The following is a 20,483-nucleotide window of genomic DNA, read 5'->3' on the forward strand; positions in this document are numbered from 1 at the left end:
TCATTCGAGTCTAGACAAAATGACACCAAATGAGTTTTACTATGATCAGCTACCCCAACAAAACAAGGTGGCTTAACTAGAGCGGAATATCACTTATAAATACGCTTTTAGTTGTTCAAACAAGTGGGACCACCTCTGATTAATATCTTTTATCCAGAAATAATTAAAAACCCTTATTAAAATACTAAGATAAAATTAAAAGTAGTAAAAGATATCTTCTAGAAAACAATTAGAAGAAGTTAAAAATATTTTTTAGTAATAATGAACTTTATTAAATTATTTCACTTCTTTTGCACGTAAATGGTTTTCAGTGACCTCCTTTCTACAAAATCGTGCAGCACCAACTTCTTGATCTGGCGCATTAATTCCTTCTTGAGTAAACATCACCTTAGCTGTTTTAAACATAATTTTAAAATCTAGCCAAATGTTATTTTGCTCAACATATTGAACATCTAAGTCGAATTTTTCTTCCCAAGATAAGTTATTACGCCCACTGACTTGGGCAAGCCCTGTCATGCCGGGTTTTACCTCATGTCTTCGCATTTGTTCAGCGGTATAATGTTCTAGAAATTCTTTCATTTGAGGTCTAGGCCCAACAATACTCATATCACCTTTTAAGACATTTATAAGCTGAGGCATTTCATCTAAGCTGGTAGAACGTAATTTTTGACCAAATGGTGTAATTCGAAATTTATCTGGTAAAGGATTACCATACTGATCGAATGCATTTCTCATAGACCGAAACTTAATCATTTTAAAGAGCTTTCCATTTTTACCAGGTCGTTCTTGATAAAAGAAAATTGGGGAGCCTAGATTTCTACGTACTTTATAAGCAATGATGATAAAAACTGGCAATAATATAAATATAGCAGCAAGCGAAATAATAATATCGATTAATCGCTTAGCAACTTTTATATCACTCCTAAAAAGGTCACTACTAGAATATAGATGAGGAAAAGATGTTAAAGAATTTTTTAAAATTAGATCTTTCTTCCCTCGATAATACCAAGATTTTTTTTTCTCTAGCTTAGCCACTTTATTTATCCGTGGAGAAAATTGAATGATTTGGTTCTTATACCCTTCTTTTTCTACAAGATTTTTTTTTAAGAAAATATTATCTTTTTCAATAAATAACGATTTACGTGTTGTAATAGAGCTTTTTACAAAGTTTTCGATCTTATTTTTTTCTTGTTGTAGATCCATTAATAAACACCTCACTATGTCTATCTACGCATCATATCAATTGTATTTTTATTAAAGTAGAGAGACTATTGTTAGCCAATTTCATATTTTAGTTTTTTAGAAATATTATTATTATTTTTATTAAAATATATATTTAACTAAATTTAGTTAAATTTCACCTAATAAAAAACTTAAGTTTATATTTTTTCTATAAATATTAGCCACTTATATTAAATTAAAATAAATAATTTATAATTACACTAGATCAGTTAATAATGAAATATATTTCATTATTAAGATAAATAATTTTTTAAAATATAGCAAATCTCACACTAAATAAAATGTGACAAAATGTAATTTATTTATAAATAATGAGTCTTATATCACAATAAAATACTATTTTAAGCTTATAATTAAATATATTTCTAATTAATTATACAATCAAGATAACGTTATTTTTATTCTATTGAGACCGTCTTAAATATATAAAACCAGATAAGATAAAAAAATTTAAGAAAACTAGAAATCCACCTCTAATAATAATGAGGTGGAATAATTCAAGTTAAAATTAGGTGATCATAAATCTATACTATAATAATCATGTACAATACCACGTGCACCAAATCTTTCTTTTTGATCAATCAATCCAATGTTTAAGTATTTCCCTTCATTTTCATTAGAAGTACCGAAATCAAATATTTTGGCATTTTTCTTACTTTTGTCTATTAAATGATCAATGAGATAATCTAATACCTTTTTCTCCCTACCTTTATAATTGCTAGCCAAATATTGAGTATGAACTACTCTTTCAGTTTCAAAAGTCACTGCTCCTGCCACAATATTTCCATCAAGACAACATTTATATGCTCTTATATTATTAGGGAAACGACTTTTTAATAAATCTATTTCATCTTCATTATGTACAGGTTGTTGGTTATGATGCTGACGCAGTACTTCCCGGATTACTCCCCAAACCATACTAGGTTGATCTACTTCCTCACAGCTGATCCCATTTTTTTTGAGCTTATTGACTGATCTTCTTTTACTTTCTGAGTATGAATATTCTTCATTTAAATCAATAGAAACACTAATATCTCGTCGATAAAGCTTGGCATCATTTCGAAATAAAGCGTACAAGTCTTCTTGAGCAGGATAATTATGATAAATAACAGGAATGCATTTATATATAATCTTATCAATATTTTTTTGTTTTAAATAAATTTTTAATAAATTAAATAATTCTAGCATGTCAGCGGCATGAACATCTCTAGTAATTAAAAAACCACCAAAAGTTAAACCTTGATGACTATAAAAAATATTATCTTTGATATTTCCAGGCAATAAAGCTACAATTTTCCCTTTTTCATTTTTAAATATCAATGAGAAATCCTCAAATCGATCAGCATGATATTCCATAAAATCACGATTAAACATAAAATGATAATTTTTACATTTTAATAAAAATTCATTCCATATTATTTTATCTGAAGCTTCATATTTATGTATTTGAAAACCTAAGTCTTCTTTCATTATAGTACCCATACCTATATCCTAGTTATTATTTTTAAATCAAATATAATTTTTCTATTTATTAAAAAAATACTATTACTTTTTTTAAAGCCCATTAATGCCCATCATTTGTAATAGTCTATGGTTTATATGATCCGCATTAAAATTCTTTCTAGCATAGAGAAATCCTTGATAGCCCATTTTATTTATTTGTTCAGGATGTTCTATAAAATAAGTCATTTTCTCTACCAATGCAGCCACATCCCATTTAGGAATAAGGAAACCTGTCAATCCATCAACTACAGTCTCATTGCAGCCTGGAACATCAGTAGTGATGACTGGACGTCCTACAGCCATTGCTTCTTGTGTACTACGGGGCACCCCCTCTCGATAATAAGATGGTAATACAAAAACCGCGCTATTACGTAGCCTTTGATCTACATCAGTCACAAAACCATTATATTCGATAATACCTGTTTGTATTAGCTGATCTAATTCAGCTTGCTTTAAGCCAGTTGGATTTTCAGGATCTAATCCACCAATAATTTTAAACACAACTTCAGGATATTTTCTTTTTACTATTCGTGCTGCTTCTATATATTCAAATATTCCCTTTTCAGCGATCAATCTGGCTATAAAGATAAATGATATATTTTCCTGATTATTCCATTTTGTATAAGCATAATCTTGTAAATTAAGACCAATTGGCCCCAAGACTTCAATCGCGTTTTTTTTATGTGGCAAATTATAATGATGGACTAAATCCTTAGGATCATCATGATTTAAAAAAATAATTTTATCTAGATATGGAAATGCAAGCCGATATAGTGACACCTGTACAAAACGTATGAATTTAGCCTTTAAGCTTTGGCCATATTTATGAATAGTAAAAGGTGAGCCTAGTCCTTCAATCATGCCATAAATATAAGGCACTTTAGTCTTATAGGCGGCTAGCGTTGCATAGATAACAGGCTTAGTTGAATATGAGAATACGATATCAGGTTGAATTTCTTTTATTTTTTTAGCCAGCTGATAAGTTGAACGTAGATCAGCCAAGGGATTCAATCCTCCTCGACTAAGCTGATATGTCACTAAGGTGACTCCTAAATCTTGAATTTTGGCCAACCATTCATTTGTATATTCAGATACAAAGGCATAAACATGATAATTCTGTGCCAGACAAGACAAAATAAAATCTTTTCGAAAACCGTAAAGATTAGAGGCAGTCGTTCCAATGATGATAATTTTTTTAGAGATCATGGCTTTATACGCTCTATGAGTTCTAATTGTGCAGCATAAAAATTTTTATCGGAGTCAGAGACTGATGTAACTCTACGCTTATGTAGTATCTGCATTAAGTTCAAAAAATTTAGTACTTTTACAATAATTTTTTTAATTTCAAACTTTAAAACAATCTTATTTTTTTCAAGATCGGAAATAGTACTATTATAATATTTTTTGATTACTCCGATCTGGGTATTGTAACCACGGATCATTTTTTCTTTTTTTACATTTTCAACTTCTCTATAAAAATATAAAGGTTCCTGTAAAACGACGTAATTAAAATCATTTTTTATCGCAGCTGAAAGCCATAGTTCATAATCTTCAGCTAAGCAATTATCGACTTGGTACGGGTTTCTTTTACACCACGCCTTTCGGGCAAGTAATGAAGGATGCAGGATATTAGTAACACCTTGCAAAATTTCTTTGGGTTGCATTTGATGATTAGAATAGATTCTTTTTCCTAAAATTTCATTCTTGTCTCCAATTGAATATAAGCTGGTGACTACAACATCAATATCTGGATTTTCATTTAGTACTTTAATCTGTTTTTCAAGACGATCGACTGCCATTAAATCATCGGCATCCATACGTGCAATAAAATCATACTTTGCTTCATTGATAATCTGATTTAAGCGGTAGGGTAATCTTCTATTATGCCCATCAGCTATGATACGGATTCTCGGATCATTAAATGAGCGGGCAATCTCTAAAGATCGGTCTGTTGACCCATCATCTACCAGAATTAATTCCCAATTTTGAAAAGTTTGCGCTAATACCGATTTAATGGCATCTTCTAAATATTTTTCAGCATTAAAAAATGGTATTCCTATAGAAATATACATATTTATTCTTCCTTATTATTATTTGAAAATAGTAAAAAAGCGGCCAATAAAAACCAAAAAATCAGTGTTCTTGCGCTATAAGTTGTAAACCCATATAGCATCGGCCCCAAGAATATCAACTTGTTTGAAAATGATAATTTTTTAAATATTTGATATAAAAAGATTAAAAATAAAGAGATGCCGACGATCCCATAATAAAAAAGGATACCTAACCAGGTTGAATGAATTTCGTTCCCTTTCGGGTTATATAACCAGTGCGCACCTTGGCCAGCACCAAAAATTAAATATTGAGGATATTCAAGGAAGTTAAAAAGACCTCGTCCTTCTGCCTGGCTGTCTTTTTGATCCAGGCCTTCGACAAAACGCAGAACCACACTATCAAAAGCCCCTAAATGATATAAAAAGTAACTGAGGGTACTAAAAATGACTAATATGCCAAAAAATACAAATATTCTTTTATTCAGATCCCCTTTTTGACTAAATATAAATCCTAAAGTCAGCATTAAGAAGCCAATTGAAGCAGACCTTGACATGGTCAATAGAATTAAGAATAAAGCTAAAAAATAAACGATTATCTTTTTTAAATTACTTTCAGAAATATATAAAAAGATAGCACAGGTAGTTAAAACCCAAAATGCCATCTGATTGGGATCATTAAAAAGACCATTGTATCGTGGTTCAAAATTGTAACGACCTAATCCACTTGCCCAGATTGCAATTTCTATTACATAGGAAAATGGAATAAGAAACAGTATTTTTTCATAAAAAAAGTTAACTTGAGAGGAACTCAAATTCATTAATAATAAAAAAAACAACAAGTTAAAGATCCAGTAAATGGTAGAAACCATATAACTGGGATCTAGAACGATCAAATACCAAGCAAAATTTACACAAACTGTATATGCGACAAAGATTAAGGCTACACTTGAGTATTCGATGGTTATTTTTGAGCTACGGCTGAATAATAAAAATATAGCCGCCATAATAAAAAGGTGACTAAATTGTGGAACCCCACTGGACCAAAAATAAAACTGAGATAAGAAAAATGACAGCAAGACAAAGTATATAACCACTTTATCTTTTAAATTAATATCATCTAAAAAAATAATGTTATTTTTTGAATTACTTTCATTTAAAATAATCATTATCCATTCCTTTTATTATTATCTAATGCCTAGAATCAGCAAAAGAAATGATTAATATTTTTATATTACTAACTAAATTATTTTATTAAACATAGTTAAAATATAATTATTGATATAAAATTTTTTAATTATTAAAAATCTTTTTTTATTAAGAGCCAATAAAAAAATCTAAAAAAATCATATGTTAAAATTTCTGTAGGATATTCTTTTAAAATTTTTATCATCTTTTCTAATGATTTCTTTTTAGATAATAGCCCTAATTCAAATGCATTAATCCACAAAGCTCTCTTTTTTGCTTTATTAAATAAAATATGATTCTGATATTCACTTAGAATCATCATTCTTGAATCGTGCATAAGAGTCGTTTGCTTATGCATATTATTGTCATGCAACCTATACTTTGCAAAAAGCACAGGAAGATAGCATAACTCCCCTTCTTGCGCTAAAAGCAGCCACATATACCAGTCTTCTATTTGTACTTCTGCATTGTAGCCACCTATTTTTTTTAAAGCTTGAGTACGAATAAGTTGTGTAGTAGCGGGCAAATCATGTTCTAACAATAAAATCTGGTCGAAGGTATAACTTTTTCTTTTTCTAACTCTATTTTTCACAAGATTAGAATCATTATCAATAATTGATACTCCTCCAAATACAGCTATACAGTTCTTATTCTGGCTTAGAAATTTGGTTTGTATTTTTATTTTATCTTTTAAGATTATATCATCAGAAGCAAGGGAGGAAAAATATTCCCCCTGTGCCCATTCTAATGCTTCATTTAGAGTTGCGCTTAAGCCCTTATTTGGACGATGTCTAAACTCAAATCGGGTAAACCGTTTTTCACATAATGGAATTAATTCTTGTATTTTTTCTACTGAAGCATCTGTAGATCCATCATCAATAATAATTAACTCAATATTCTGATAAGACTGGTCAATGACACTCTTGATGCTATCACGTATAAACCTTTCATGATTATAACTTGGTATAACTATAGAGACTAAGGGTTGTTCACTTATCATCATATTATTCCCTCTTTATTTTAATTGTTTAAATATAAATAAACTGATTACGATCCAATACAGCCCATAATTTATGAGATGGGCAATAGAAACACCTTCGAAACCAAACACTTGAGTACATATATAAGTTAAAGCAATGAGAGACACTGTAAATATAATCTCTGTACAAATATAGAGTTTAGTCATTGCTTTGCTGAGCATTAAATAAGCCAGTATCCAGCTTCCTATCTTCAGGGCATCTCCCATCATTTGCCAAAGAAATAAATCCTGCATAGGGGCAAAAGATGGACTAAATAATAAGTTGATAATCCAATCACGTAATATGAAAACGCAAATTCCGCCTACAACAGCAAGTGGAAAAATAAACTTATAGCCTAAATAGACCTCTTTCTTAATTTCATCAATTGCATTGAGTTCTGATAAGCGCGGCAAGTAATACACGCCTAATGTAGTGGTTACAAGCAAAAGATATACTGTGCTTAGACGGATCATCGCCTCCCAATAGCCCGCATAAGCCAGGCTAAATTCTTGGGTTAAGTAAGCCCGAATTAACATTTGCGATAGCGGCACACAGATTGCACTGACTAGTGCCATAAGAATAAACGAAGCAAATTTTTTGGTAATTCCTAGGTCTATTTTTCCTAATAGGGAGGAAAACTCAAACCAGTCTGCTCTATGACAGAGTATTAATGTCACTATAAATGCAATCGACTGATAAATGGATAATGCAATTAAAGCCCCATATAATTGCAGCTTGATTGCCAAAACACCAGTGATTACAAGTGCAAATAAACTACCGGCAATATTTGCAAGCACCAGCTTTAAAATTTCTTTTTTTCCATTCAATATGGCTAAAAATAGCGTATTGAAATTGAAAAATATTAAAAAAACAGCAAACCATATAAAAATCGTTTGGTATTTAAGTGATTGAAATATATATAATGCCAGCTGTTTTTGAAAAATGAGTATGAGAATTGCGAAAACGAAACTAAATAGAAAAACAATACTCCCTGCTGTTTTCCAGACTGCACGTTGTTTAGTCTCATCTTCATGATATTCAGCCGTATATTTAACTACAGCGGTATTAATGGCACTGCCAGCGAAAGTCGTCACCATTTGAATAAAATTCTGGAATTGGCCGATCGCTGCATATCCGGTAGGTCCTAGATATACAGCCAGAATTTTATTCAGTACAAACATGGTGATGGTCTTAATCAAAACGGCTACACCATTCAGTACACTGGTCCTAAATAGATTCATCTATGCCTGAAAACCATTACATAACTGAACAACCTGCTTTGCTTCATCCATAGATAAAGTGGGTCCAATCGGTAAGCTTAGGACCTCCGCATGAATCTGTTCTGAAACTGGAAAACTTAAGCCATTCCATTCCTGATAAGCCTGCTGCTGATGAGGTGGAATTGGATAATGAATGAGTGTCTGTACTCCGTTTTCTGCTAAATATTGTTGTAATTTTTCCCGATATTTTGTTCTGATCACAAATAAATGCCAGACATGTTGAGCATAAGTCTCGGTATCTATATTTTTGCATGGGAGCTCAATTGCGGGATTATGAATTTCTTTTAAATACAGATCTGCAATATGCCGACGATGCTGATTCTCCTGATCTAAAAATTTAAGTTTCACATTCAGGATTGCAGCCTGAATTTCATCAAGACGACTATTTACACCCGGTACCAGATTTTTATATTTTTCATGTGAACCATAATTACGTATAGCTTTAAGCATCTGCGCTAACTCAGCATCGTTGGTGGTAATTGCTCCTCCATCACCGAGTGCGCCTAAGTTTTTACCAGGATAAAAACTGAAACCTGCAGCATCTCCCCAATTTCCTGCTTTTTGACCATTTATTTCAGCACCATGACTTTGGGCTGAATCTTCTAAAACCAGCAAGTTATATTTTTTGGCAATGGTCATAATTTCTGGCATTGCAGCGAGCTGTCCATATAAATGCACAGGCAAAATTACCTTTGTTTTTGGAGTTATGGCTGTCTCAATTTTCTTGGTATCAATATTAAAAGTCGTTATATCCGGTTCAACCAGTACCGGTTTCAGATTATTCTGTGAAATTGCTAAGATACTTGCAATATAGGTATTTGACGGGACAATGACCTCATCTCCTTCATGGAGTTTTCCTAATTCTTTCCATGCGCGTAGCGTTAAAATAAGCGCATCCAAGCCATTAGCAACACCTATGGCATATCGTGTTCCACAATAATTTGCAAAATTATGCTCAAATTCTTCTAATTCTTTGCCACAGATATACCAACCAGAGTCAATTACCTGAGTGCAAGCTGCAATCAGTTGATCACGGTATTGAGTATTTATCGCTTTCAGATCAAGAAAAGGAATCATTTTTATCAATCTCATATAAAAATTTATATTTATTTTTTAATCTCATATTAATTAAAATTAATATACCTATAGTATTTAAATACAATCCTATTTATTTAGTTCGTAACCTTTAGATTTAAATCTTGGCTCCAATAAAAATTGTTTTACTTTCTTATTTAGCGGTTTTTCAATAAATCTATACATTATAACGCTAGCGGTTAGAGTGACAATAAATATAAAAAATGAAAACAGCATTAAGTCCATATTCAATGAAAATATTTTTCTTATATAATTTAAAACCTGTATTTCCAGAACATGCAGCAAGTAAAAAGAAAAACTGATTTCCCCTGCTAACACCATGTATTTATTTGACAAAAATTGGGTAATTATACTTTTCTTCTGAGCAACATGAGACAGTGCAAAAATTAAAATAATTGCTGCCATAGGCAACCAATAGTAAATTGAATACCTGTAACTTATATCTATTTTATTATGAAATACAAAGAATAAAATAAAAATTAAAATAGCTCCTAATTCAAATATAACTACAGGTTGCTTAATTTTGGAATAGCCCACTTTTAATTTTTCAAAAATATCAAACAGGATAATACCCAACAAAAAGTCAGAAAAACGCACATATGGTGAAATATATAACCAATAGTGATCCTGATTTTTATCAAGCTGAATATTTAGAATCAAAATACCTATAAGATAGAATATAAAAATATAACTTCTGATTTTTTCAGAAATCAAAAATGCAAATGGAAACAGCAGGTAGAAGAACATTTCATCAGAGATACTCCAGGAAGGAGAATTCAATGAGAAATGGATCTCTTCTGAAGTAAAAAAGCTTTGTATCAGAAAAACATGCTGTATTAAATATTCCCAACCCTTGCCAGACTGAGCAAAAGTTAATAAAAATACCAGTGCTGTTGTGGCAATATGTACGGGATATATTCTGGCTAGACGAGAAATATAAAATTCTCTTTTTGAAATATTTCCGATTAAAAACTTTTCTTTATAATTGTAGGCTAAGATAAATCCACTCAAAATGAAGAAAAAGCTGACCCCTAAAAAGCCTTCGTCAAAAATACTATTAAAAATATTGGCATAATTGGTTTCTTTTAGAAAAGCCAAATGACTCAGAAAAACAAAAAGTGCGAAAAACATACGCAATGATGTAAGCGGCTTAATCACGTCATATATCTCCTTGATATTTATTATTATTTTTTAATTCTATCTTTTAAAGCTTCTTCTTTAGCAAGGCCTTCATTCTAATGAATTAATTTTATTATTTAATGATCTGCTCAACCAAAGTCTGGCCTACTTCTTTTAGGAACTGGTCATAATTACGAATGTAATCACTTTCATCATAGTAATCACTTGCCAGTACTAATAGGATGCAATCTTCTGAAAAATCATGCATCTCATGCCAAACCATAGGGGGGATTAATAATCCCTTATTAGACTGAGCGATTAAAACTTCCTGTTTTTCTTTGCCATTATCCATCAGCATTTTACAGCTACCTTGAATTCCAAAAGCAATCTGTCGAAGTTGCTTGTGTGCATGGAATCCGCGTGGAACATCAGGTTGAGCGCCAGCAATATAATAAAGTCGCTGTATACTGAAGGGTATATTCCGATTGGCTTCTGCGACGACCAGACTGCCGCGGTGATCTCCCAGGTTAGGTAATTCAATCCACTTAATTAAGTTCATGCTCATTACCCCACCAAAGAAATCAGATATTGACCGTAGCCATTCTTATGCATGGTATGACCAATCGCTAAAACTTGCTCTTTACTCAACCAGCCATTGTTCAAGGCGATTTCTTCTAGACAAGCAACTTTATAACCTTGACGTCTTTCGAGGGTTTCAACAAATTGAGCCGCTTCAAGCAAACTACCCTGGGTACCTGTATCTAACCAGGCAAATCCACGTCCCAGAAGTTCAACATTTAGGTCACCACGTTCCAGATAAGCCTGGTTAATTGAGGTAATTTCCAGCTCACCCCGTTCTGAGGGTTTGACCTGTTTGGCAATCTGGATGACATCATTGTCATAAAAATATAAACCTGTCACCGCAAAGTTAGATTTTGGATTTTGGGGCTTTTCTTCGATTGAGATTACCCGTTGCTGTTCATCGAACTCTACGACACCAAAGCGTTCAGGATCTTTCACCTGATAGCCAAATACTGTTGCACCTTTTTGTCGTGCTGCGGCCTGACGTAACATCGGTGTAAAACCTTGGCCATAAAAAATATTATCGCCTAGTACCAGACATACATTGCTTTGACCGATAAATTTTTCACCCAGGATAAAGGCTTGTGCCAGACCATCAGGACGAGGCTGGATCGCATAACTCAGCTCCATGCCAAATTGCGAACCATCCCCTAATAAACGCTTAAACCCCTCAATATCTTCTGGTGTACTAATCACTAGGACTTCACGAATACCGGCCAACATTAATACCGATAAGGGGTAATAAACCATTGGTTTATCATAAATCGGAAGTAACTGTTTTGAGATTCCTTTGGTAATAGGATGCAAACGTGTACCTGAGCCACCTGCCAAGATAATCCCTTTTGTTGTTCTTAACATTATACTGCCTCCCCTAAACGTTCACGCTGATAAGAACCATCCTGAACACGCTGACACCATTCCAGATTATTCAGATACCATTGCACCGTTTTCCGGATACCTGTTTCAAAGGACTCTTGTGGCTTCCAACCCAGTTCGCGCTCGATTTTTGAAGCATCAATCGCATAACGTAAATCATGACCTGGCCGATCGTTAACAAAAGTAATGAGGCTTGTATAAGTTTTTCCCTCCAGACGAGGCTTGAGCTCATCCAGAATTTTGCAGATGGTTTTAACCACCTCAATATTCTGTTTTTCATTATGCCCCCCGATATTGTAGGTTTCTCCCACGATGCCTTTGGTTGCAACCTGATATAAAGCACGCGCATGATCTTCTACAAAAAGCCAGTCCCGGATCTGTTGACCATTGCCATAAACCGGCAATGACTTACCATCCAGGGCATTTAAGATCATTAAAGGAATCAATTTTTCAGGAAAGTGATAAGGACCATAATTATTTGAACAGTTCGTGATTACGACTGGCAAACCGTAGGTTCTATGCCAAGCCCGAACCAAATGATCCGAACTGGCTTTACTTGCTGAATAAGGTGAGCTTGGTAAATAAGGCGTAGTTTCAGTAAATAAGTCTGTTGTACCTTCTAAGTCTCCATATACTTCATCCGTTGAAATATGATGGAACTTGAATCTAGACTTTTTAATCGTAGATAGATTTTGCCAATACTTTCGGGCTACTTCCAATAAGGTGTAAGTTCCCACAATGTTTGTATTAATAAATTCTGCCGGACCATCAATCGAACGGTCCACATGAGACTCTGCAGCCAGATGCATAACGATATCTGGCTGAAACTCTAAAAATAATCGGGTTAAAGATACATGGTCGCAAATATCAGTTTGCGTAAATTGATAACGAGGATGATCCGATACAGAAATAAGTGACTCCAGATTACCTGCATAAGTTAACTTATCAACATTTAATACATGATGTTCAGTCTCGTTAATGAGATGCCGAATGACGGCAGATCCAATAAAACCGGCCCCACCGGTTACCAATATATTCATCACCATTTTGATTATCCTTTAATATTTTTTATTTTACTTTTCACAAATTATTTTTAATGTGTTAATGCCGTCTAGGCATATCTGTTTTTATTGATTTGTCTATAAGATATATTAATTTTATTACACAAACTACCCATAGAGCAGCTAATCATCAAATGTAGTTACATTTTACAAATCCGGATAATGTTTTTTAAACTTAGTCCATCTTATATAGGCTCCAAGTTTTTTAGATAATTTTCCACTAATATTAATTTAACAATCACCTAAACTAATTAAATATTATTTTAATTAACAACAGATTATTTTGATTACTATAAAGATAAAGTATTTTAAATTCTATTAAAATATAATTGAATATTAAGAAAAATCAATGATCTAAAAAACCTCTAGATTAGATAAAAATTATATGAAAATACTTTTCTATATTAATTTCAGGGCTTAATTCCTTCTATCATTGAAGAATAGTACTTATTTAAAAAATAACAATTGGAAACAATTAATATTCTAATGCTATCTTAAGCAATTCACTATATCTCTATAGCTTATTTAATCACGGTTTCACGTCCATTTTCGTCAATCTTACAGTTAAATTTCAGCTCAAACTTGTTAAATTGACTTAAGAATAGCTATAGACAAGGTATGTGATCTATTATATTTTTTAGACGTTAATCACATAAACCGAATTCAAAAAAATTAATAATTATTAATAAATACCAATTCTGAACATATAAAAATAAAGGGGTTTCAAGTGAACTATAGACACCTTTTAGGTACTTTTACCTTAAGCCTATCTCTGGTTGGATGTGCAGCAACATCCGGCTTTCAAACGTATGATTTACCGACAGAAGGAATCTATCAAACTGAACTGGGAACTCCAGTCAATCTGGTGAAACTGACTCAGGATACATTACCTGTAGTACAGTCTGCGCAAACGCATAATCTCAGTCATTATGCTCCTCTATTTCAGACTGAGGTGCAGGATTACCGCTTGAATCCAGGAGATATTTTATCTTTCCAGCTATGGGCTTATCCCGAAATTAGTGCCGTTCCTACAGCAAGTGACAATAACAATGGTTATCAGATTGACCGGAATGGTTATATCCAGTTTCCATTCATCAATCGTTATAAAGCAGCCGGAAAAACCCTTCCACAAGTGAATCAGGAAGTACGACGTCTGTTAATTCCTTATTTGAATAATCCAGATGTGGTCGTGAGAGTAATTTCCTATCAGGGACAGCGTTATTCAGTAGTGGGGAATGTAAAATCAGCTGGACAATTTTATCTGACTGATCAGCCGGTAAGTGTGTATACGGCGCTGGGCCTAGCCGGTGGGATTAATGAACAAGGTGATTCCACTTCAATCCAGCTCGTACGCCAAGGTGTGACCTATGATCTGAACACAATTGCTTTAGAAAAAGCTGGGTATTCCTTACACAAGCTACTGATTCAACCCAATGACACCCTGTATATCAGTCCTCGGGAAAACCAGAAAATCTATGTCATGGGTGAAGCCGGCACCAATAAACCATTACCTATCCGTGATCAGGGCATGACGCTCGCTGATGTACTGGGTGAAAGCGAAGGTATTAATCCATATTCTGCCAATCCGAGTCGAATTTATGTCTTGCGTGGCAATTCTGACAACAAGATGACTGAAATCTATCACTTAAGTCTAAAAAATCTGGGAGATTTTGGTCTGGCTAAACAGTTCAAGATGAATAGTAACGATATTGTCTATGTTGATGCTACTGGTCTGACCCGTTGGGAACGCGTAGTGAGCCAGATTCTTCCATTTTCATATGTCGCTGGTTCAGCTATACGATAGGTGAAAGTATGAAAATTAAAAATCTTTTAGCAATCTGTTTTGGACATGTTAATCATCAATTAGTGAATAAACATTTATTTATAAGATCTATCCGTACTTTCAGATTAAATCTATAAGGCTGGATCAACTAAATAATGACTGTTAGTACTAATAAAAACACTATTTTTAATTCCTCCATGGACTTCACCTGTAACTCCATGGTGCCCGAAAACCAGATATGAAACAGATTAGATGAAAGACAACATTATTCTGATCAGAATCAGAATGTCTGGTCTTTAGCGGACTCGACATACCCAGAGAGGATAAAAAACAGAATATTGAGAATCCTTTCTCGCAGGGCAGCAAGTCATTGATGCAGTCTTTTTTGAGTTAATTCAAAATGGCATCAGCGACTGGAAAAATCACTTTTAAACTTTTAGATAGTAAAATTATGAACAAAAATAACAATACCGATAATATGATTGACCTAAAAGGGGTGTTCTTTTCCCTGCTCGCGCAATGGAAGCTCATCCTGCTATGTGGTTTGCTCAGCCTGATTGTAGTGCTGCTTTACCTACGTACCGCAGCAATTAACTATAAGGTTGATGCAATCGTCCAGGTCGAAGAAAGTAGAGGCTCATCAGCTGCTTTACTTGGTAGCCTATCCAGCATTGTGAGTCAGATGTCTTCATCCAATGCCGAGATTGAGGTTTTAAAATCACGTACGATTCTCGAATCCGTAATTGACCGTTTAAATCTGGATCTGCATATTGCCAGCACTGAAGACTCTTTTATTAACCGTTTGATTCAAGGCAGAACTTCTCAAACTGAATATCAGACCGAAACCGTACGCTTTAAGGATGGTCAAAAAAGTTTTGATATCCGTCAGTTTGACGTCCCTGTAGCCTATCTGGATAAAAATCTGCTGCTGAAATTTCAACAACAGAGCTTTAGCCTGATCAATCCACTGACCGAAGAAATCGTCTTTCAAGGCGCACTAAACCAGCCGGTTGAGGCTAAAGCTGCACAGGGCGACTGGAAAATTGCCATCTTTACTCAAGATAATCTTGATAACAGTTATCAGGTGAAAAAGCTCTCATTGCCTGCAGCGATCGATTCTATTCTCGCCAATTATACAATTACAGAAAAAGGTGATCTGAGCGGCGTTTTGCAACTTCGCTATCAGGGTCAAGATAAACAGCACATCACTAAAGTCCTGAATACGATTTTAGCAGTTTACAGCCAGCATAATATTACACGCCGTTCGACAGACACTGCACGAACACTGGCTTTCCTGGATGAACAATTGCCGGATTTAAGAAAACAGCTTGATGATGCAGAGTTTGCCTTCAATCGCTTCCGCCAAAAATATAATACTGTTGATATCACCAGAGAATCGGAATTATATTTAAATCAGAGCGTGAATTTAGAATCACAAAGAGCCCTACTTGAACAGCGACAGGCGGAAATAGGTGCCAAGTATGCAGCTGCCCATCCAGCCATGCGTGAAATTACGGCCCAACTTCGCGTAGTGAATGGCAAGATTCGTGAATTGAATTCAACACTTAAAAATATTCCAGAGATTCAACGCCAATATTTACAACTGTCTCGTGACGTTGAAGTGAAACAGCAACTGTACACCAATCTGGTAAATTCTTATCAGCAACTGCGTGTTGCTAAAGCAGGTGAAAGCGGTAATGTTCATATTATTGATACCGCACTTGAACCAGTTGACCAGATTCAACAGAAACAGCCTCTGATTTTATTTTTAACCTTCTGTTTCGGTATTTTTCTGGGCATCTTGGTGGCGTTGTTGCGTAACATGCTACGTTCTGGTGTGAAAGATAGCAGTCAGATCGAATATCAGTTAGACCTGCCAGTCTATGCCAATATCGCTCATTCGACTGTTCAGAAACCTGGCCTGAAATTACTGAAAAAGAAAAAAATGCCTTTCTTATTGGCATTGAAACACAGTGATGATATGGCAGTTGAAAGCTTAAGAAGCATTCGTACAGCGAGCCACTTTGCTCTGACTCAGGCCAAAAACAATATCATGATGATTTCAGGTCCAGCACCAAAAGTTGGAAAATCTTTTGTTGCCAGCAATCTGGCCGTCATCATGGCAGAGAAAAATAAGCGTGTACTGATCATTGATGCAGACCTGCGCCGTGGTCATATACACAAATATTTTAATCTGGATAACCAGTATGGATTAACTGAATATCTGAATGAACACGTGTCTTTGGATAAAGTGGTACAAACCACCAATGTGCCGAACTTAAATGTCATTAGCTGTGGTGAAAATGCAACTAATCCAGCTGAGCTTCTGAATTCAGAACGCTTCCAGGAGTTGTTGCAAAAACTGATTCCACACTATGACCATATTATTATTGATACTCCACCGGTACTGGCTGTTACGGATGCGATCATTGTTTCCCGATACGTCGGACTTAATCTGGTTGTAGCACGCTATGCAAAAACCCAGATGAAGGAACTGGCACTTACAGTAAACCGCTTTAAACAGGCTGGCAGTACTGTCAATGGTCTGATCCTGAACGATATCCAGCGTTCAGCAGGTGGCAGCTATAGCTATGATTATACATATAGTTATAAGCCGAAAGCCAAAACCAGCTAATCTAATAGCTCCTAAAAAAAACCAGCAATCATTGCTGGTTTTTTCTTTTTTGAGTCGTACCAAATGCAGGTATTCACTTGCTAAAAAACCACCCGTTCTACAAGATTTCTTAAAATTTTCTGCTAAGATGGACTGAACCTCAACGATAACATTAGATTGGACAAATACATGAGTAAGGCCTTACCGATTGCCGTCGCTGTTCTTTTAGGCGGTGCCGCGCTAGTACCTGTTTACTATGCAACTCAAAACCCTGCTACTCAAACTACAAAAGCATCTAAAGATGCCTCTGCTGTCTCTAAAATCAGCTATGCACTCGGTTATGAAGTGGCGCATCAGACTCCTCCTGAGCTGGACATTAACAGTTTTGTGACCGGTGTACGTGAAGGACATGCGCGTTCTGCACCTGCCTATACGGAAGAAGAATTACAGGCAGCTTATGAGCAGTTCCAGAAAGAAATGCAGCAAAAGCAGCTTGATAGTGCAAAACAGGCTCAAGCCTCAAGTGATACTTTCCTGACTGAAAATGCGAAAAAGGCCGGCATTAAAACAACTGCTTCCGGCTTACAGTACCAAGTCACGAAAGAAGGTACAGGTAAACAGCCAAAAGCCTCTTCAATTGTGAAAGTACATTACACTGGTAAACTGGTAGATGGCACCGTATTTGACAGTTCAGTAGAACGCGGTGAACCGATCGAGTTTCCATTAAATCAGGTCATTCCAGGCTGGACTGAAGGTCTGCAGCTGATGAAAGAAGGCGGTAAGGCAACTCTATATATTCCGTCAAATCTGGGGTATGGTGAACAGGGTGTCCCTGGTACGATTCCTCCGCATAGCACTTTGATTTTTGATGTGGAATTAATCGAAGTAAAATAATACAAATAGGGAGAGCGACCAGCTCTCCTTTATTTTTGAGAATTGATAATGAAAATACAAATCAGTTTAATGGTTTTGCTGCTCAGTTCAGGCAGCCTTTTTGCTAAAGAGATCAATAATACAAGTAGTGAAGCTGAGAAGATTGGTTACAGCTTTGGTTATCTGATGGGTCGCAGTAATGCAGACACTTTAAAGGATCTTGATTTAGATGCATTTAGCCAGGGCTTAAAGACAGCCGCTGCTGGACAAAAATCCAGTTTAAGCGATGAAGAAATGACCCAAGTGCTGACTCAGTATAAACGTCAAAGTGATGCCAAAGAACTGATTGTGCTGAAACAGAAAGCTGAAGAAAATGCCAAAGCTGGCAAAGCATTCTTGCAGGAAAATGCGAAAAAGCCAGGCGTTAAAACTACCAAATCTGGGCTGCAATACCTGGTACTGAAAGAAGGTAAAGGGAAATCACCAAGTGCTAACAGTAATGTCCGTGTGCATTATGAAGGTCGCCTGATTGATGGTACCGTTTTTGACAGTTCGATTGCCCGCCAGCAGCCAGTCGATTTCCGTACCACCCACGTGATTACTGGCTGGACAGAAGGCTTACAGCTCATGAAAGTCGGTGCTAAATACCGCTTCTTTATCCCCGCTGATCTGGCCTATGGACAGATTGGTTCGGGAGATATAATTGAACCAAATAGTACCCTGATTTTTGATATCGAATTACTGGAAATTATTAAATAAAAATTCCTTTAATTGTAAAAGTTAAAAAGAGAGGCAAATTATTTGCCTCTCTTTTTTTGTACTGATGAGAAACGAATTAGTTGGAGCTTTTCATGTATATTCATAGCAGTTTTGCTATTTTATAGTTTAATCAAAATATTCAACAACAATAGAGGACTTCAGCATGGCAGCAATCAAGACCCGCGAAATTCAATATACTGCGCAGGATGGCAGCACTTTGATTGGTTATTTTGCCGCACCAGAAACTGATGCACCTGTAGCCGGTGTTATCGTGGCACCCGAATGGTGGGGCCGCAATGACTATACTGAACAGCGTGCCCGTGAACTGGCGGAACATGGTTATGCCGCGCTGGCAATTGATATGTATGGTGACAAGAAAGTGACCACCAACTCTGATCAAGCCTATCAATGGATGATGCAGACGTTTGAAGATCCGGACACCATTGTGAACCGTGCGAAAGCTGCTTTAGATACTTTGGCGGCACAGGATGAAGTCAATCCGGAAAAACTGGCTACGATTGGTTTCTGCTACGGCGGTAAAGTGGCTCTGGATCTGGCTCGCTCAAATGCACCGTTAAAAGCTGTGGCTACTTTCCATGCCAACCTGTCTCCTAAAGCACCTGCACAGGAAGGCCAGGTACAGGCAGAAATTCTGGTCCTACATGGTGAAAAGGACAGTATGGTCAGTCTGGATGATGTCGCCAGCTTTAAAGAAGAAATGCAGGCGGCTAAGGTCGAGCATAATGTGATTGTATTTGAAAATGCCAAGCATGGATTTAGCAACCCGCTTGCGGATGAGCGCGCCAAGGCCAATGGTGTCGATCTGGGCTACAATGCTGAAGCAGAGAAACAAAGCTTGGCTGCCATGTATGAATTACTGGCACGACGACTCGCTTGATAACAGATAAATTGATCCGGCTCATGATCGAGCTGGGTCATACATGAAAAAAATAAATTCAATGAAAGGAGCCAATATCATGACTGAAAATAACTGCCCGTACTGTAATTTTGACGAATACGATATTCTGGCTAAAAATGATTTTGCTGTCGTGTTACCTGAACCCAACTCCCTGTCCAAAGGACATTATGTAGTTACTCCATTACGTCATGTGGCGTCATTTTTTGAAATCACAGATAAAGAACGTAAGAGCATGATGTCCTTACTTGAACAGGCTCGTAATGAATTGCAATTACGCTATCAGCCTTCCGGTTTTCATGTCGGGTTTAATGATGGCGAAGTATTTCAGGAAAAATCAGAACATTTACACATTCATATTATCCCACGTTATGAAGGCAAGGTATTAAAGCTGGATGCACGCTGGGGCATTGAAGAATAAGAATTTAAATTTTTTTCCCGAGTGAATGCTTTTCGAAGTGTTCACTTGTCCCTTCCATTTATTCATTTTTACTCTTTTTCAGTCTTGCTGTTTTAGCAGACTTT

The 20,483-nt window shown here is 35.5% G+C and carries 18 protein-coding genes; 6 read left to right on the forward strand and 12 right to left on the reverse strand.

The window, feature by feature from the left end; all coding sequences use genetic code 11:
• Window positions 1–276: 276 nt before the first annotated feature.
• The 12 genes from FTV18_RS11440 to rfbB form a co-directional block, all read right to left on the reverse strand.
• Entirely contained in the window at window positions 277–915 is a 639-nt protein-coding gene (locus FTV18_RS11440) for a sugar transferase (protein WP_180018169.1), read from the reverse strand.
• Between the two features lie 843 nt (window positions 916–1,758).
• Window positions 1,759–2,712: a GNAT family N-acetyltransferase gene (locus FTV18_RS11445; protein WP_180018167.1), complete on the reverse strand. Its 954-nt coding sequence runs from the start codon at window positions 2,710–2,712 to the stop codon at window positions 1,759–1,761.
• 84 nt (window positions 2,713–2,796) lie between these two features.
• Window positions 2,797–3,951 (reverse strand): glycosyltransferase family 4 protein, encoded by a 1,155-nt coding sequence (locus FTV18_RS11450; protein WP_180012097.1) that lies wholly within the window; start codon window positions 3,949–3,951, stop codon window positions 2,797–2,799.
• Entirely contained in the window at window positions 3,948–4,817 is an 870-nt protein-coding gene (locus FTV18_RS11455) for a glycosyltransferase family 2 protein (protein WP_180018157.1), read from the reverse strand. Before FTV18_RS11455 ends, FTV18_RS11450 begins: the two co-directional genes overlap by 4 nt.
• A gap of 2 nt (window positions 4,818–4,819) precedes the next feature.
• On the reverse strand, window positions 4,820–5,962 hold the full coding sequence (locus FTV18_RS11460) for an O-antigen ligase (protein WP_180018155.1): 1,143 nt from the start codon (window positions 5,960–5,962) through the stop codon (window positions 4,820–4,822).
• A 131-nt stretch (window positions 5,963–6,093) separates the two neighbouring features.
• The gene (locus tag FTV18_RS11465; protein WP_180018153.1) at window positions 6,094–6,981 is read right to left on the reverse strand and encodes a glycosyltransferase; all 888 of its coding nucleotides are present in this window, start codon (window positions 6,979–6,981) and stop codon (window positions 6,094–6,096) included.
• 15 nt (window positions 6,982–6,996) lie between these two features.
• Window positions 6,997–8,241: an O-antigen translocase gene (locus FTV18_RS11470; protein ID WP_180018151.1), complete on the reverse strand. Its 1,245-nt coding sequence runs from the start codon at window positions 8,239–8,241 to the stop codon at window positions 6,997–6,999.
• Window positions 8,242–9,357 carry a DegT/DnrJ/EryC1/StrS aminotransferase family protein gene (locus tag FTV18_RS11475; protein WP_180018149.1) on the reverse strand — a complete coding sequence of 372 codons (1,116 nt, stop codon included), beginning with the start codon at window positions 9,355–9,357 and terminating at the stop codon, window positions 8,242–8,244. It abuts the gene before it with no gap.
• An 87-nt stretch (window positions 9,358–9,444) separates the two neighbouring features.
• Window positions 9,445–10,533: an acyltransferase gene (locus FTV18_RS11480; RefSeq protein WP_180018147.1), complete on the reverse strand. Its 1,089-nt coding sequence runs from the start codon at window positions 10,531–10,533 to the stop codon at window positions 9,445–9,447.
• Between the two features lie 94 nt (window positions 10,534–10,627).
• The gene (locus tag FTV18_RS11485) at window positions 10,628–11,053 is read right to left on the reverse strand and encodes an FdtA/QdtA family cupin domain-containing protein (RefSeq protein ID WP_180018165.1); all 426 of its coding nucleotides are present in this window, start codon (window positions 11,051–11,053) and stop codon (window positions 10,628–10,630) included.
• A 5-nt stretch (window positions 11,054–11,058) separates the two neighbouring features.
• Window positions 11,059–11,934, reverse strand: a complete 876-nt coding sequence (rfbA, locus tag FTV18_RS11490) for a glucose-1-phosphate thymidylyltransferase RfbA (protein ID WP_104426847.1) — start codon at window positions 11,932–11,934, stop codon at window positions 11,059–11,061.
• Complete coding sequence (gene rfbB, locus FTV18_RS11495) at window positions 11,934–12,992, reverse strand: dTDP-glucose 4,6-dehydratase (RefSeq protein ID WP_180018163.1); 1,059 nt, start codon at window positions 12,990–12,992, stop codon at window positions 11,934–11,936. The genes rfbA and rfbB overlap by 1 nt, the downstream gene beginning before the upstream one ends.
• Window positions 12,993–13,740: 748 nt before the next feature.
• Between rfbB and FTV18_RS11500 the strand changes: the two genes are divergently transcribed.
• The 6 genes from FTV18_RS11500 to FTV18_RS11525 all read left to right on the forward strand — a co-directional run bounded on the left by FTV18_RS11500 (window position 13,741) and on the right by FTV18_RS11525 (window position 20,379).
• A complete protein-coding gene (locus tag FTV18_RS11500; protein WP_034170758.1) occupies window positions 13,741–14,817 on the forward strand; it encodes a polysaccharide biosynthesis/export family protein in 1,077 nt (358 codons plus the stop codon).
• A gap of 430 nt (window positions 14,818–15,247) precedes the next feature.
• On the forward strand, window positions 15,248–17,431 hold the full coding sequence (locus FTV18_RS11505; protein ID WP_180018145.1) for a polysaccharide biosynthesis tyrosine autokinase: 2,184 nt from the start codon (window positions 15,248–15,250) through the stop codon (window positions 17,429–17,431).
• A gap of 168 nt (window positions 17,432–17,599) precedes the next feature.
• The gene (locus FTV18_RS11510; RefSeq protein WP_125279709.1) at window positions 17,600–18,304 is read left to right on the forward strand and encodes an FKBP-type peptidyl-prolyl cis-trans isomerase; all 705 of its coding nucleotides are present in this window, start codon (window positions 17,600–17,602) and stop codon (window positions 18,302–18,304) included.
• 48 nt (window positions 18,305–18,352) lie between these two features.
• Window positions 18,353–19,042, forward strand: a complete 690-nt coding sequence (locus FTV18_RS11515) for an FKBP-type peptidyl-prolyl cis-trans isomerase (RefSeq protein ID WP_180018144.1) — start codon at window positions 18,353–18,355, stop codon at window positions 19,040–19,042.
• A gap of 163 nt (window positions 19,043–19,205) precedes the next feature.
• Window positions 19,206–19,940: a dienelactone hydrolase family protein gene (locus FTV18_RS11520; protein WP_180018142.1), complete on the forward strand. Its 735-nt coding sequence runs from the start codon at window positions 19,206–19,208 to the stop codon at window positions 19,938–19,940.
• A gap of 79 nt (window positions 19,941–20,019) precedes the next feature.
• Window positions 20,020–20,379, forward strand: a complete 360-nt coding sequence (locus FTV18_RS11525) for an HIT family protein (RefSeq protein WP_005233203.1) — start codon at window positions 20,020–20,022, stop codon at window positions 20,377–20,379.
• Window positions 20,380–20,483 lie beyond the last annotated feature (104 nt).

The organism is Acinetobacter sp. YH12241 (genome assembly GCF_013417535.1).
Taxonomy (GTDB): domain Bacteria; phylum Pseudomonadota; class Gammaproteobacteria; order Pseudomonadales; family Moraxellaceae; genus Acinetobacter.